The following is a 15,630-nucleotide window of genomic DNA, read 5'->3' as shown; positions in this document are numbered from 1 at the left end:
TCCGTGACTACGTGCACCGACCCTTCTGCAAATCTAAGTATACTCCAACCTTGCCCTTGAAAAGAATTGAACTGTCCTTCCGCGAGCCAGCCACGAACAGCTATCCGGGAAAAGGATTGAATGGTGCTGTGCGCCGTCGCGGTCAGGGAAGATCGGTCTCCCCGTCGTCGAATTCGCTGCTGAACGCCAGTTCAACATAGAGCGCGGGATGGTCGGACGCCCATTTTTGCGCTTCTCCGTAGATATTATAATCCATGATCCACCGATTAACAGTTGCGGGAAGAGGCCCCGTTACGAAAAGATGTTCGATCGCCCGATTAAAGAAAGGAAAGTCGACCGTATTCACCGGATCCGGGGATCCGGGTACATATTCTTGCATTTCCAGACGGGGCACGAGATCAGCAGCATTTACAAAAGTCACCGTATCAGTGCCGCCCCGTTGCAGCGCAGCATAGTAATCCGTCGTAGGATTGATATTGAAATCGCCGGTGAAGAGGATGGGCAGCCGTTCCGCATGAGGGCCAAAACTGTCATGAACCAACTGACCCGTCTCCTTTTTGTTGACGCCATTATTATCGAAATGAGAGTTCAAGAATAAGAAGGTGAAGCCGTTGCTGCGGTCACGTAAACACGCCCAGCACACATAACGGGGCATACTCAACTTGAGCCATCCAAAGCCAAAGGGCAGCCCCGGTTTCGGGCTGAGCCAGAATTGACCGGAATCTAAAAGTTCATATTTGGCGTGGCGATAAAAGAGGGCGGAATCTGCATAGGTCCACGGACCAAACTCAAAAGAGACCGTACCGTAGACATCGCCTTCAGGCAGGAATTCTTGAATATCCTCCCAACCGCCCAGTTCCTGCGTGCCGATCAGATCGGGATCATATCGTTCCACCAGCCCGCGCAGATGCTCAATCCGCACAGACCACGGATCAAACTCATCTTTGACACATACACGACAAAGGACGTTATAGCTCAGGATCCGTATTGCTCCGCTATCGCAGGCAGCCGCGCCGGCACAATTTTGTTCGGGCGAATAGGGCGTATGATCAAAATAGGGGTCACGGAGCGAGCCGGTCAAGAGGGCGATTGTGTATTGAATACCTTGGAAATAGGTGAAGATGCTGAACAGCAAAACGACTACAGCCGTTATTGCCACCACCTTTAAAAAAATACGCAAAAATTTCTTCATAAAACCTTCTTCCTTTTGTACAGGAATGGGAATTTCAAAACCGCTTTCCACATTTACTGCTTGAATGTTCATGGATTCGTATCCTCTTCAAGGATTATTGCTTCTTGTTTTACCTCCCCTAGGGAAGAGGATACGGGTAAACTCACCCCATTTTCAAGACCTATTTCATTTTTGTCGAATTCATGATGGATCAACAGGATGTCCGCGTTTAATTTTTCAATTTGAAGATTTATTTCTAAAATGCTGCTCTCGAGTTCGCTAATTTCTCTGCCTCGAGAAGCGGACTGGTGCCAAAAGAAAGCCGCCAATACGCTCATAATCAAAAATAAAATCCATCCTGTCAAGGTTCTTAAGGTATCCATGCCTATTTCCTTCGTTCATAGTATACATTATACTGCCAATCTGAATCATGGGCGGGAAAACGGGAAGATTCCTAAACTAATCTTTGCCGAAGCTGCTGCGCCAAAGGATGGACAGTACCAATCCCACGCTCAGCAATCCCGACGCAATGTAGCCGATGAGTGCCAGTTCTTCCATGTGCGCATCGGCTAGGAACAGCATACTCGATCCCACAAACAAGGCGGCGGCGACAACAGCAACGGCATTTCTTTTGCTTGCCCGGTCAATGGTCACCGCCAGCGCTTCCAGATGATCATGATGAATATGAACTTTCATTTTACCTGAACGCAATTGCCGTAATAAATGAGCCACATCGGTGGGCGCTTGACGGCTAAGCCGCAGATAGCCTAAAGTGTGCGTCTTTAGTTCCTGCAACAGATGGGTGGGATGGTATCGTTTCAGGATCATGGACTCCACATAGGGGCGCACCATTTTGATCATATCCAGACTTGGATCCAGTTCCCGCCCCACAATTTCAATGGTGATCAGCGCTTTAATCAACAAGGAAAACCGGGGATTGATCTCTAAACGATGACGGCCCATAACCTGTACCATCAGCTCCAAGCCCCGCGCCACCAATCCTTGAGACAGGATGAGGGGCGCTTCAAAGGCGATAAATTCAGACAGTTCATAGCGCAATTCATCACGGGTTGCCAGGTCTTCTTTACCCGCCAAAAACAACAGAGAATTCAAGCACTGTTCCGTATCGCCGTTGAATACGGACAATAGGATATCGGAAAAGACGTATACATCAGAGAGCTCAAGATGCCCCGCCATTCCCAGATCAAGGAATGCAATGCGGTTGTCCTTTAAAAGGAATACATTGCCGGGGTGGGGATCTGCATGAAATAATTGGTGGCTAAAGATCATCTCAAAGAGCGCGTGGCATCCTACTGCCGACACAGCAGCGGGGGAGCTGTTTAGAGGCTCGTAATCCTCCATGCAATTGATGGGAACGCCTTCAACCCATTCCAAGACGAGAAGCTTGGGTGTGCACAAGTCCGGAAAAGGTCTTGGAATAACAATATCTTTTACATCAGCAAAATTTTCGGCAAAACTAAAGGCAGCCCGTGCTTCCAAAGTGAAATCCAACTCTCTCGTAATGGATCGAGAGAATTCTTCCACAATGCCTACAGGATTAATAATGAGCCGGCCTTTTTGATGTTTGGCGATCCACTCCGCAACGGTGCGCAAAAGGCTGATATCGGATTTGATGATCTGGTGAATGTCGGGGCGTTGCACCTTGACGGCCACCTCTTCGCCCGTAACGAGTACACCGTGATAAACCTGACTGAGTGAGGCGGAAGCAACGGGCTCGCAATTGATGGATTGGAAGACCGTATCAATGCTTTTGCCCAGTTCCTCTTCAATCAGCGGGCCAAAAACTGTAAAAGGATCAGGTGTAACATCATCTTGCAGGCGGCTCAGCTCCATGGCAAGGGTGGAGCCTACCAGATCGGAACGGGTACTCAAGACCTGTCCTAGTTTAATGAAGCTAGGCCCCAATTCAATCAGCGTTTCACGCAGTCTGCTGCCGAAAGTGGAGGGTTCCTCATGAGGCGTTTCCACGATCTTCATGCGCTTTAAAATTTTGCCGGGCCAGCCTTTATCCAGCCCGGCACGACACAGAATATCGGAAAAACCATGACGCAGCAACACTTGCGTTATTTCGGCAAAGCGCACTACATTAACTTTATGTCGTCCCAGTTTGCTGTAAAACATGTCCGATCCTTATAGGGATAAACATACTATACAACTTGTGTCATGGCTTGCCCAACTCTGTCCGGCGTTGAAAAGTTGTTTTACTTCGTCTCCGGCACTTCACAAAACTTCCGCAGAAGATAGGCGTATTGACCTTCCATAATCTCCGCATCAATACCGAAGCCGATGGAAAGGGGATTGCTTTCCATCGTTTCGCCGTCGGCAATCACCACAGCGGGATCATAGACCGTCTCGAAAATACCTTCCAGAGGAGCGCCGGCAGGATATTTTCTAAATTCACAGACTCCCTGACCCGTAGGGATAAAGCCCATGAGCAGCGTCACATTCCGGTCGGGATCGAAGAGGCGAATGGTGTTCACAGCACCCGTATCGCCCAGCACCGCCTTGCCATCTTCGTAGACCAGGCTGTTTGTGGAAGTCACTGCGTTCACACTGAGGTTGGGATAATTATCGGAAGAGATGATTACCGGTGAAATTTTAGCGATTTCAACAGGCGCGCCGCTCGTGTTGGTAATGGAGATAACCACACGGATGAAATTCCAGCGGCGCATGGTGATCAGGCTGTGTTTTACCGTCAGCCCTTCATAGGGAACAAATTCGACAGCGTAAGTCGTGCCTTCCCCTAAAATATCGCAGTTGTAGGCTTCCCGGTGCATCGTCGTTTCACCCGTTGCACTCAGCAGTTCATTATTTAATACGGGCCCATTTTTAACGTCAATGGAGAAGCCCACATCGCGGAGCACCAGTTTCGGATACATGCGGCTCGATTCGGAATCTTCTTCATATTCTTTGATCCGCCATTCCGCGTTATCTTTCGCATAATCTAAACGCAGCCCTTCCCCGTGAAAGGTATAGTGTTCGCGCAGGGTCCACGGCAGTTTCTCCGGGACAGGGTCCGCTTTAGCAGCAGGAGCCGCCCACACCATCATGGGCGCCATCAGCAAAAGAAGCAGCGTGTATACAAGCCAAGTTGCGTTATTCTTCATGAAAAAGATCCTTTCTGGACAGTGTGAACCAATACCTTAAACCCGAGGAGTAACAGTTTTTCCCCATCCCTTATTCCAAGCACCAAGCACGCGAAATAGGTATTCATTTCAAAACGCGTCGGTGTGGGAAGAGTATATACTATTTGCGGCTCAATTCAGGAAAAGATATGCCCCTGCAAGCGTCACGGCTCAAGTCTTCGCCTCCGCCAAAACAAGTGTAAACAGGATGTCTTGCGCCTGATTATCGAAATCCAGCCATAAGGTATTGCTATTTGCGTCCCACTGCTGATCAACAAATATACCGGGTTTTGTCTTTAAGGAAGCGGGAGCGGCAGGCAATGCGACGCGTGCCCGAGCACGTGTACCTACGGGGCCCCGCGCCACAAAGCGGAACTGCTCCTTATCTTTCTGTTCTTTCCGGATCCTGCAGGCAGCCGCCGCCACCTTGGTATCGCCGAGATGTTCCCGTGCCCAATGAAGATCATAGAGCAAGCTTCTTTCTCCCGGCCCCAAGATTTTTTCATCAATGATAGGTAATCGGGGATCCAGAATATCAATAAAGAGACCACTCAAGGTCAGCGACTCATCATCAATCGATTCATCCATCACCGACGCGATAACGTAGGGACCGCGCCGCAATTTCAGATAGTTTTGGGTCTTCAATGTTTCGCCCCGCCGCTGCAGCATCATTCTCACGAGCGCCATCAGCTCATCAGCGCCGTTTTCCTCTTTTGCCAGCTCGCTCGGAGCCTTCTTATAAATACAGACCCACCCTTTATCCACGGCCGCAGCGGTCGACGACGCGGCGTTTTGAAGCTGTAGACGATCAAGCAAATCCATGGCCGGCGTCCCTTTTGTACCGCCGTATTTATTCCACCATACCCGAACAAGATTGTACGGATCTTTCCCATCATCGATAAAAAGAAGGCTGCCGCCATCACGGACCCAGCGCTCCAAAATCTTATGATAGTCTGCTTTGAGCGGTTTTTGACCTTCATAGCTAAGCAGCAACAGCTTCATCCTGTCCAACACATTGGGCGTTTCCAAGTTTTCCATTTGAACCAGTTCCACGGGGATGCCATGTTTCACAAGGGGCATGGTCAGCCCATAAAGGTGGCTCAGATGGGCATCGCTTGACGTGGGCGCGGCACGCTGAAACATCAAACTATCCGAGACCAGCACACCAATACCCCGTGTGCCCGTCTCATATTCGACAACGTCCTGATCCATGTCATTGAGCGCATTTATAACACTCAAGATTTCTGTGGCATAGTCCATGGGGATGCCCTCACGTTCTTCGGAACTCCTGTCCCGATCGACTTTCGGATAACTGCCCTTGAAAATACGAGTAGGCCAAGGCATCACTTCAAAGCGGTGCACTTCCGGCCAAAACAAGGAGGAGATAACGGTGCACTCATAATTTAGTTTGTAGTTGTTCCAACTGTAGTTGGGATTGTCTTCGATAGGATCAGCAAGAAACCAAACTTTCCTGCCCGTGGGACGTACCATGGCGAGCATTTGGCTATATTCCAAGAAGCCGCTCTCGAAGGTACGTTCTTTCAACAAACCCCGATACACATTGGCACTCCGAGCTGTGCCCGTCCACACCTGCGCCACATAGCCGTCCATGGCTTCCAGATCCATTAAATGTGCCATAGGGCTGACAATGCGCCACTGGGCATAGCTGTTGAGGCTGTGGGTCGGCACAATACAATCCACGCTTTTGCCTTGTTCTTGGGCGCGTTCTTTGATATGACTGAAGACCTCTCGCAAGGCGTTGAAATAGAGTTCATACTTGAGTTTGCTCGCCCGGTATTGAGCGTCCACACTCGAATCAGGCGCCTGCCACGGCTCGCCAAAAAAGCGTGCCCATTCTTCTTTGAAAGCATCGCTCCAGCCTGTTTCTGCCCAATACTCCGGTTCCTCTAAAAAGATGGCTTGTACCCCCTCATCCACAGCCGTTTCCACACGCTTTTTAATATATTCGATATAGGCGTCGGTAGGGACATTGTAGCCCACCGTCGTGCTGTCGCCGTGCATATACAGCCTGCCCGATTTCGCCGTTTGCACTTCCTCTTTTTTGAAGCCCGACCCGTCGTTATAATAGTCACCATAATGGCCCCACGCGATGCCCGTCATCATGCCAATGGAATAGCCCTCTTCCCGCCACCGAGCCACCCGTTCTTTAAAGCTTTCATTCACACCATAGACCACCGCCATATCAGTGCCAATATCGATTTGCGGCGTGTAGGGACCCGCCTCTTGAAAGCAGGTATAATCAGGGCCGAAGGTATCCGCAAAAGAGAGGAGGCTAATCAACGCCAAAACGAGTAATAAGGAAAGAACAAGTCGCTGTATCATGACATCTCCTTGGAAAGGCTCCATGCACCATTATGTTTGCGCCCAGAAAGAATGCGCTCACGGAGTGCTGTTCTTTTGTTCTAAGGCGCCGCAGGCAACACCGGACAATTCTTTAATGAATTGACTGCCAAAGGCTAAGGAAGGTGTCCAAGCGCCGCCACCGACCTTGCCCGCAAGGACATGTTCCGCACAGCGTATGGCAGATTCAAAGGTGAGCGAATAGCCGTTCGGCGTGGTCATCGTCATCGAAACACGGTCGCCCGATTCATTGCTCACAAGGCCGTAAAACTCCGACGTGTCTTCCAAACGCTTGGTTTCATCAGGTCCCGAAATCATCTTGCCCACAGCCCATTTCGCCAATTGTTGTATCCATTTCTTTTGCAGCAACGAGGCATAGGCTCCCCAACGCCGCACCGTTTTATATTGTTTTTCCGATACAGCGGTAAAGACTTCAATATTGGGAATGCCCGTAGAATGGAATGCCGTAGACACATCGCCCCATGGAATGGCAATGGCAAAGTCTTCCCCGGAGGCGAAAGGGATCGTATCACTGAGCGTGCCCACCGTCAACTGTTCAAAAGCGCCGTCTCGTCTCACGGTCACGCCTTGAGCAACTCCTTCCAAAATGGTTTTGGCTGTACCCGGGCTCAAGTGTCCCGCTTTGTTCTTCAACGCAAGCCGCAGCGTAGTGGCGTCGGGCAGCGCCTCCTTCAACATCGCAGCCAAACAGTCTGAAGGCACCACATCATAGCCTACCCCCGGCAGTACGGCAATACCCGCTTGCGTCCAGCGGTCTCGCTCACGGAAAATGGTTTCGAATACGCTGATTTCTCCTGTCACGTCAAGGTAGTGTGTTTTCGAGATCACGCACGCGTCCAGCATCGGCGCCGCCGTCGCGGAAAAGGGACCGGCACAGTTCAACACAAGGGTAACATCTTCAAGCGCCCGCGCACTGGCCACCGTATCGCTCAAATTAAAGATACGCTGCGCCAAGTTCAGTTCAGCGGCAAGGGCTTCGACAGCCTCTTTATTTCTGCCCGCGAGAATGGGGCGCATGCCTCGTTCCAATGCCTCTAAAGCGCAGTGTTTGCCCGTATAACCGTTGGCGCCATAAATCATAAATACGCCGTGTTCTGTCATAGAAGCAACTCCTTTCATTTTAAAAATAAAATACGAGGACTACAGCCTTGGCAGCGCCTATGTCCGATCTGAAATGACCTTGCAAAAGGCGCGCTCCTAAAACCCTAAAAGCTTTCCCTATTCTGATGCATAAGGACTCAATTCGGACATTTCATATTCCCACATTAACACGGTCAAGTTCAATTCTCATTGACACCGGAACGCGTAAAGCGACGCTCACGCTTCAAAAACAACATCCACAGTCTATTTTTGGTATCATTTCCTATACATCAGGAGGAAATATCATGCGTCTATCTTTATCTGTCTTTGTCTCGAGTCTTTTCTGTCTCGTATCTGCCCTTGCCGCAGCCCAAGGCGCTGTCTCATCCGAGCCCGTCCAAATCAACGGCGTCTTCCCGTCCTTGACCGTCTTTGCATCCGGCGTTAACAGCCGCAGTGAGACCGGCGTAGGCGCCCTCATCCCGTGGGCAGACAAATTATGGGCGATTGGCTATGTGGCACACATCCACGGCGCCGGCATAGGGCTTTATGAAATTTCTGAGGATATGACCATGCGTCTCCATCCCGAAGCCGTCACCGGAACTTTCGCCAACCGCTTGGTTCATTGGGAAACCTCGCAGGCAGTGATCGGTCCCCACGTGATCGATGCGGAAGGAAATGTGCGCACCATTGAAGCCTTAAAGGGGCACCGCTTGACCGCCACAGCCCGCCATCTCGTGCATCCCAAAAGCATGGTTTATTTCCTGACCATGGAAGGTTTGTTTTTTGAAACTGATCTGCTGAGCCTCGAGACCACCGAACTCGCCGATTTAAAAGAGACTCTGAAAATTGACGGACAAGCCCATTTCAAAGGCTGCCACACCGCACAAGGACGGGTCGTCGTCGCCAATAATACCTATGAAGAAGAAGAGTTTCTCGGCACCAGAGCCGCCGGTTGTCTGGCGGAATGGGACGGCGAAACATGGACCGTCCTCGAACGGAACCCCTTCGTGGAGGTCTCAGGCAAACAAAATCCTATAGCGGGGCAGCGCTTCGGCAATACTCTTTTTGCCACGGGCTGGGATAAATCAAGCGCCATTCTACGAGTACTCCACGATGGGCAATGGTCGCGCTATCTGCTGCCCAAAGGCAGCCAGTCTTTTGATCACACGTGGAACACGGAATGGATGCGCATTCGTGAAGCCCAGACCGAGCGCTATATCATGGACTTGCACGGTATATTTTACGAATTGCCCGCATTAATCTATGCAGGCAGAGTGTGGGGGATACGGCCCATTTCCACCCACCTCCGTATTGTCCCTGATTATTGTCATTGGCGCGGACTCTTCGTCATGGCGTCCGACCAAACCGATAATGCCGTGGGACAGCCCCAGTCCGGATTATGGTTTGGCAATATTGATGATTTGTGGAATATGGGCAAGCCCGCAGGGTGGGGGGGACCTTGGTGGGATAGCCCCGTGCAGGCGGATGTACCTTCCGACCCTTATTTGATGACCGGCTTCGACCACAAAGTATTGCACCTCCAAAATAAGGCGGAAGAAGCCGTCACATTTACCGTTGAAGTGGATTTTCTCGGAGATGCCTCTTGGGTGACCTACGCCGCAAAAGAGCTGCAAGCTCAAGAATATCTGCACCATGAATTTCCCGCAGCCTTCTCCGCCCATTGGGTGCGGCTCCGCGCCAACAAAGATTGTCAGGCAACCGCCCATTTCATCTACCGCTGAAAACGTTGCATGACCTATTCCACTTTTGTTTAAATACACTTCTCAGGGGAGATTAAATCATAGGAACAACAGAGATGAATCCGAATACACATAAATTTGATACGGCTGCCCCACAGTGGGACAATAAAGTCCGCCGCCACACCATGGCACAAAATCTTTTCACAGCATTGGAACAGAAGATCTCTTTCCACAAAGACATGCACGTCCTCGATTTCGGATGCGGCACCGGATTGGTCACCCTCCAGATCGCCGAAAAGGTGGCGCGCATCACCGGCGCAGATACCTCCGGCGGGATGCTGGAGCAGCTGCGCCAAAAAGCTGATTTCGCCTCCTTAACCAACGTGGATACATGGAAATTGGAGACAGAAGAGCGCATCCCCGCCAAGGGCAGCTTTGACGCCATCGTCACTACCATGACCCTGCATCACGTTCAACATATTGAAGCCCTCTTCCAAGACTTGTTCTTATTGCTCCGCCCCGGCGGGAAGATAGGGCTCATCGATCTCGACACCGAAAACGGGCATTTCCACAGCGATGAAACCGCCCTCTACCATAAAGGATTTAACCGCGAACAGCTGATCCAACTCCTCGCGAAAAGCGGTTACATCAACATTGAAGCAACTACCGCCGCAGAGACAACCCGGCCCTCATCGCTCACCGGAGAAATGACCACCTTCACCATGTTTTTAATTAGCGCAGAACATCCTTAAGCCTTCCCGCAGACAGGGCGGCCTAAGCACGTCACTGCCTTAATCCAACCTACCAACCCATCCTTTAGAAAAGAGGTATCATGACATCGCAAACAGAGGCCCCGACAAAAGCCGTATCCGCCCGCATTGTCAGTGTGGATGTGTTACGTGGTTTTGACATGCTCTGGCTCGTAGGCGGAGCAGGGGTTGCCTTGGGCATCGGCAGGCTCCTCGGTTCGCCTTGGAAAGAAGGCATTCAGCGCCAATTCCAACATGCCAAGTGGGACGGCTTTTACTTCTATGATTTGATTTTTCCGCTCTTCATATTTCTCGCAGGCATGTCCATCGCCTTTTCCATGGGACGCATACTGAAGGAAGAAGGGCGCCTTGCCGCACTCAAACGACTGGGACGGCGCTGCCTCATCATGTTTTTACTCGGCATCTTCTATAACGGCGGCTTGTCGCAGCCTTGGCCCGAGGTGCGTATACTCGGCGTGTTGCAACGTATTGCCCTCTGTTGTTTCTTTGCCGGACTCCTTTTTTGTTTTATGTCGTGGCGCGGCATGTTAGCGTCCTTATTCCTAATCTTGGGCGGCTATTGGATCCTCCTCAGTTTCATCCCCGCACCCGATCTGTCGGCTGTTTCATGGGCTGAAGGTGAAAATTGGGTCTCTTGGATGGACACCGCTCTCTTACCCGGCCGAATACTCTATGACAGCTATGACCCCGAGGGAATCTTAAGTACCTTGCCCGCTGTGGGAACCTGTCTCCTGGGCGTCTTCGCAGGGCTGCTCATCAAATCGAAGAATATAATCCCAAAACGAAAGGCAGCGGCATTTTTACTGTCCGGGGTGGGCATCGTCCTCATCGGCTATCTCTGGGGATTCCAATGTCCCATCATTAAAAAAATTTGGACACCTAGTTACGTCTGTGTGTCAGGGGGATACAGCCTCATTCTCGTAGCCCTGTTTTTTACAGTCATTGATATTTTTAAAGTGCAATGGTGGATTGCGCCCTTCGTCTGGATCGGCAAAAATTCCTTGACCATCTACATTGCCCGCAGTGTAATTGATTTCTCGAAAATAGGGGATCGCTTTGTCGGCGGCAGTGTGGCGCTGTGCTTTGGCGAAGACGGCGCCTATATGCTCAAAGTCTCCGTTGCCTTAGGGCTGGCATTACTCTTTGTCTGGTTTTTAGACAAAAAACGTATCTATCTGCGCCTGTAACAGCCGCGATTCTCCTCCAAAACCATAGAGGCCTGCCGCCTTCTACAAGACGACAGGCCTATTTGTTATAAACAGCGTGTTCTTTCACCAACCTTTTAGTTTATCTTATATCCTTTCAAGATAGTCGAGATAGCATTAGGCGCGCTGGCAACAAATTCCAAAGGTTCTTCCAAAGGAATTGGATCCAGCAGATCAATGAAACTCACGCCGTTATTGACTACACCACGTCCGATAGGCCGAGGATCAGGCTTACGCGTCTGTGTAAGGTTGTCCGGTCGATACACGGTAATGATGGCGCCTTCCACCGGATATTCCAAGCTGATTGATTCGGCTACAGGCGGGCCGCCTTCCCACGGCGAAACGAGCCGGAGAAAACGATATTTTAAATTGGGGATGAGGCTTTGTTGGTACGGGTTTGAAGTCCACAATTCCAACGTTGGGTCGCCCAAACAATGCCACAGATAAAGCTGAGCCACTGATGCTGATTCTCCGATAATCGAACCAAAAGCGCCCATTCCGCTCTTCGACATCAAGTACAGCTTGCCGTGGTTCAAAATGTCGCCTAAGCGCCGTTGTGAAACATTGCTTCCGAAGGTACCCACTGCAGAGGACCAGATAGCATCAAAAAAGCCTTGGGTCAGTACTGAGTTTTCCCAGCTGGGACTATTCCGCGTGTCGCAGAGCAGCGCCACAGCGCCGCCGTCCGCTTTGCGCAGCAATTGTTCCGCAAAATAGACGCCGGAAGCACTCGTTCCATAGTCTGTGCGGGTAATGGAATCAGCAGTTTCGTTATCCCAAAAGCCGCTGGCACAGTTTACACTGAAGACCACAGGCAGCAGCGCGCCGTTCCGCAGATTGGGGATGTTCCCTACCGTAAAACGGGGGTCAGACCAGCCGTTCACCCCGCCATGATCACGGTGCATGATCAGGAAACGTCCTTCGTTCCAAGTATTTTGAATATCGGTGTAATTCGCGTTCCAACTAAAGCCGTTGCCGTATCTGAGGGCGGAAGGGAGAAGCGTTCCGTCATAGTACCGTGCCGGGATTTGGTTGCCCGTCGCAATATAGAGCCGATCAACCGTTTTGCCCGCACTGCTCATGACGTTGCGCGCGAACTCAGAGACTTCGACGAAGGTGCGCTCTTCCACACCACTTTCAGAAGCGCCCGTCCGGCAACATTGGAACTGTGCAGCAATCGCAGCCTTCTCATAGAAACTTTCCAGCCGAGGCGGCTCTTTTTCGTATTGGATAATTTTTGACACGACCGTATTCGCCTGTTCTGCCGTGTCAACCGAAATACGGCCCACAGCAAAATCAGGGATACGATCGGTCTGAGGATTACCCAAAACAGCATAGGGCCAGTCTGTACCGATGCCGTTAATATAGAAAGGCGCAATAAATTCAGCATCGCCAAAAAGCAGGACGTAGGAGGGACGCAGATAGTTTTCATTGTAACGGCGGTGAATTTCTGCCACGATACTGTTGTTGCTTCGAAAATTCGTGTCCGAACCGGTACCGCAGAGAATTACGCTCGTCCAAATGCCTTTAGACCGCTTCCAATCACGGAGACGCTCCGCGGCCGCTTGGAAATTCGGATGGGTGAAAATGATAAACTCTTCGCCAAAAGTATTGATAATCTTTCCGCCCACAAATTTGCTTAACGACTCTGTGTTTAATACAGCGCCCGTATATAGGGAAGCGTTCGATTCAAAGGGGCTCAGCATATTTTCCGTGAGGAAAACACCGTCTCCGCCTTCAAAAGAAATATGTATATCCGCCTCACCGAACAAACGTAATTTATTACTCTTCGGATAATATTGACCCGAGGCTACTTCCACCAAATAGTATTCTACATCCCGGCCGTTGCCCATATATTTGATAGACACCGCTTCAGGCGGATAGGGCTCGTCCGAATCGTAGACCGCTAGATTCTGCGTGAAGGGCGCATTCGCGAACATCGAAGGATCCGGCATATCATCGTCAAGGGGCTGAGGCTGGCAAGGATAGAGGAGCATAGAAATCTCTTCCACCACTTGCGCGGCCGATTGACGCTGATCATCAAGCGTCACTTTTGCGCCTATGGGTGCCGCAATCAGATTGCGATAAATCGGAACCGCCGGCGCGCCGGGCTCACCGTTCGCAGTCTCCGCACCGAGGATCTGTAAATCCGTGAAGATTTTACGCGACGCTCCCTCACCTTGTGCGATGCTTATAAACCGGGGCTCACCAAAAATCCCCGAAATGCTGAGCGATGCTGCACTCTCTTCTTCCACATTGGCTTCCGCCGTTAAGCCCACCCGTTTGGAGCCGGGACATTCTTCTTTCGCTTCAATGGAGGCCAAGATGTCTTGCCGAAGTGTGCGCCCTTTATTATACAGGTCTTCCGCCGTGTTCACCGCTTTATCGTGACGGAGTTCCTGAGTTTTCCGTAAGTATTTGCTATACAAAACCTCGCCGGCACCGCATAAATCGCCTCCGCGATACAGCGCTTCGGCCTCTTGCAGATGCTCTTCCAAGTCTTCTTTATCGGCTTCTTCCAGCGCTTCTTCCGGATCACTTAAGATCATGACACGGATATCTTCGTATTCTTGGAGAATACGCTCTTCCGCGCCGGCAATGGTGGGCGTCGCTTGCGCAGACACACCCTCGCTATAGTTACCGGAGGTATCGAAGGCAAAGGCGCTATAAAAATATTCTGTGCCGTTCGAAACCGTTTCGTCGACAAAGGAATTTTCAACGCCTGTATAGACCGCCGTCCCATCTTCCGGAGACGTCGGCGCACTCACATTTTTTCGAAGTATCGTCACACCTGCAAAATCACTGTCCGAGGGGTTGCTCCAGCCTAATGACACAGTGCCGTCGCCGGCAAGAGCAACAAGATTGCTGACCGGGCCCGGCGGCGTCGTGTCCACTTCGCAGCCGCTAAACAATAGGCAAGTGGAGACGGCACAGACCAGCACCGTTAGGCAGACACAAAGGTTTCGCAAAAACAGCTTCATTTCGTCATTCTCCTTGAGTAGATTTGATTCATACACACAACACGTAAATTTTAATCAAGACGAAAATATTCGGAAGGGGTAGGAGGGAGGATAAAGGTGATTTAACTATCGACCGTCTTCATAGAGATACCACACATATTTCAACGGTCAATGCTGTATCCAAACTACGAATACAACGCACAGCCATTGTCTTAAACATTCAAAAAGGGGGCTATATTTCAAAAACCGCAAATTTTTTTTCTATATACGGATCAATAAACACAGTTTACTAGTATTTATTTCTTCGAAATCACAAAAGAAAAATTGTACCGAAAAAGAGAGTGAGGAGGAGAGAAAAAGAGAGAATGCCCCGGACTTGGCGCAAGAGTATCGCAAGTGAATAGGCGTGCTTGATCCCCTAAACAAGCCTATTCTTTCCCCCTTACAAAATCAACAGCCCATCGCTGCCATAACGCTCAGAGCCCGTTCTAAAGAACGCCAGCGGATTTCAGGGAGCACGGATCTAAGTTTTGAATGGAAAAGTTTTCATAGTCAAATAGAAAATCTTAGACCGCGAGTTGCGATTAGAAGGCTTTTGGTCTTTAATAAGTGTATCACGCCGGACGCGTCCTTTTGCGCGCCGGACTTCATGGGATAAAATGCGGTCAAGAATGAAGTCGGATTCAAGATTGAAATGTAGCCGTTTCCTGGAAACAGACTTCAAAAAAAGTTAACGAGATAAACCTCAAGTATGACTTAATTATCTTCTTTTATCTTATTAATCAAAATTATAGCGCCGGAGGTCAGAGCTTCAATATTAAAATAATATCACACAATCAAAGGAAAAAAATCTGCAATACGCATAGTTTTAAGTTATCAGTTTTCGTTTTTCTTTTGGCATGTTATTAATAAGTAAATCCAACAGTTTGTCAATGTTGTAGTTGTATTCTGCAGAGTAGTAAATGGGGCTCTTGATTTTGATTCCCGTAGACTCCAAAATTCTTTTTTGCACTGAGTTTGATTTCTCTTCCAAAAAATCAACCAATCTATGTTCTGGTTTATTTTCGCTATGGTTCCAGTGATAACTGCGGTTTACCCCGAAATTAGTACCACTGTCTTAAGTGGAATCTGTATCCTTTAAATGGTCAAAAAGAAAGGATGCAGATGGGCAAGAAACGCAGACAATTCACGGATAAGTTCAAGGCCAAGCTAG

General features: G+C 50.0%; 10 protein-coding genes. 3 read left to right on the top strand and 7 right to left on the bottom strand.

Annotated elements, in window-relative coordinates:
* Positions 1 to 142: 142 nt before the first annotated feature.
* From GX117_15150 to GX117_15125, 6 genes are all read right to left on the bottom strand, one after another.
* On the bottom strand, positions 143 to 1,264 hold the full coding sequence (locus tag GX117_15150) for a hypothetical protein (GenBank protein NLO34664.1): 1,122 nt from the start codon (positions 1,262 to 1,264) through the stop codon (positions 143 to 145).
* Entirely contained in the window at positions 1,261 to 1,554 is a 294-nt protein-coding gene (locus GX117_15145; GenBank protein ID NLO34663.1) for a hypothetical protein, read from the bottom strand. Before GX117_15145 ends, GX117_15150 begins: the two co-directional genes overlap by 4 nt.
* A 76-nt stretch (positions 1,555 to 1,630) precedes the next feature.
* Entirely contained in the window at positions 1,631 to 3,313 is a 1,683-nt protein-coding gene (locus GX117_15140; GenBank protein ID NLO34662.1) for an AarF/ABC1/UbiB kinase family protein, read from the bottom strand.
* An 80-nt stretch (positions 3,314 to 3,393) separates the two neighbouring features.
* Positions 3,394 to 4,299, bottom strand: coding sequence for a hypothetical protein (locus GX117_15135; protein ID NLO34661.1), 906 nt, complete (start codon positions 4,297 to 4,299; stop codon positions 3,394 to 3,396).
* Between the two features lie 189 nt (positions 4,300 to 4,488).
* Positions 4,489 to 6,660: a hypothetical protein gene (locus GX117_15130; protein NLO34660.1), complete on the bottom strand. Its 2,172-nt coding sequence runs from the start codon at positions 6,658 to 6,660 to the stop codon at positions 4,489 to 4,491.
* A 57-nt stretch (positions 6,661 to 6,717) separates the two neighbouring features.
* Positions 6,718 to 7,800: an NAD(P)H-binding protein gene (locus GX117_15125; protein NLO34659.1), complete on the bottom strand. Its 1,083-nt coding sequence runs from the start codon at positions 7,798 to 7,800 to the stop codon at positions 6,718 to 6,720.
* 401 nt (positions 7,801 to 8,201) lie between these two features.
* On the opposite strand from GX117_15125, the gene GX117_15120 reads away from it, so the two are divergent.
* From GX117_15120 to GX117_15110, 3 genes are all read left to right on the top strand, one after another.
* Positions 8,202 to 9,524, top strand: a complete 1,323-nt coding sequence (locus tag GX117_15120; protein ID NLO34658.1) for a hypothetical protein — start codon at positions 8,202 to 8,204, stop codon at positions 9,522 to 9,524.
* Between the two features lie 74 nt (positions 9,525 to 9,598).
* A complete protein-coding gene (locus GX117_15115; GenBank protein NLO34657.1) occupies positions 9,599 to 10,234 on the top strand; it encodes a class I SAM-dependent methyltransferase in 636 nt (211 codons plus the stop codon).
* A gap of 80 nt (positions 10,235 to 10,314) precedes the next feature.
* Entirely contained in the window at positions 10,315 to 11,439 is a 1,125-nt protein-coding gene (locus GX117_15110) for a DUF1624 domain-containing protein (GenBank protein NLO34656.1), read from the top strand.
* Positions 11,440 to 11,534: 95 nt separating this feature from the next.
* Here GX117_15110 and GX117_15105 read toward each other — a convergent pair whose 3' ends face one another.
* Complete coding sequence (locus GX117_15105; GenBank protein ID NLO34655.1) at positions 11,535 to 14,438, bottom strand: hypothetical protein; 2,904 nt, start codon at positions 14,436 to 14,438, stop codon at positions 11,535 to 11,537.
* Positions 14,439 to 15,630: the final 1,192 nt, after the last annotated feature.

The organism is Candidatus Hydrogenedentota bacterium (assembly GCA_012523015.1).
GTDB lineage: Bacteria > Hydrogenedentota > Hydrogenedentia > Hydrogenedentales > CAITNO01 > JAAYBJ01.
Note: the sequence above shows the minus strand (reverse complement) of the source record. Positions and strands in the feature narration are given on the sequence as shown.

Coding starts and splice junctions, on each gene's coding strand:
- GX117_15145 (NLO34663.1), bottom strand. CDS start 1,554: ATGGATACCTTAAGAACCTTGACAGGATGGATTTTATTTTTGATTATG.
- GX117_15150 (NLO34664.1), bottom strand. CDS start 1,264: ATGAACATTCAAGCAGTAAATGTGGAAAGCGGTTTTGAAATTCCCATT.
- GX117_15115 (NLO34657.1), top strand. CDS start 9,599: ATGAATCCGAATACACATAAATTTGATACGGCTGCCCCACAGTGGGAC.
- GX117_15135 (NLO34661.1), bottom strand. CDS start 4,299: ATGAAGAATAACGCAACTTGGCTTGTATACACGCTGCTTCTTTTGCTG.
- GX117_15105 (NLO34655.1), bottom strand. CDS start 14,438: ATGAAGCTGTTTTTGCGAAACCTTTGTGTCTGCCTAACGGTGCTGGTC.
- GX117_15125 (NLO34659.1), bottom strand. CDS start 7,800: ATGACAGAACACGGCGTATTTATGATTTATGGCGCCAACGGTTATACG.
- GX117_15130 (NLO34660.1), bottom strand. CDS start 6,660: ATGATACAGCGACTTGTTCTTTCCTTATTACTCGTTTTGGCGTTGATT.
- GX117_15110 (NLO34656.1), top strand. CDS start 10,315: ATGACATCGCAAACAGAGGCCCCGACAAAAGCCGTATCCGCCCGCATT.
- GX117_15140 (NLO34662.1), bottom strand. CDS start 3,313: ATGTTTTACAGCAAACTGGGACGACATAAAGTTAATGTAGTGCGCTTT.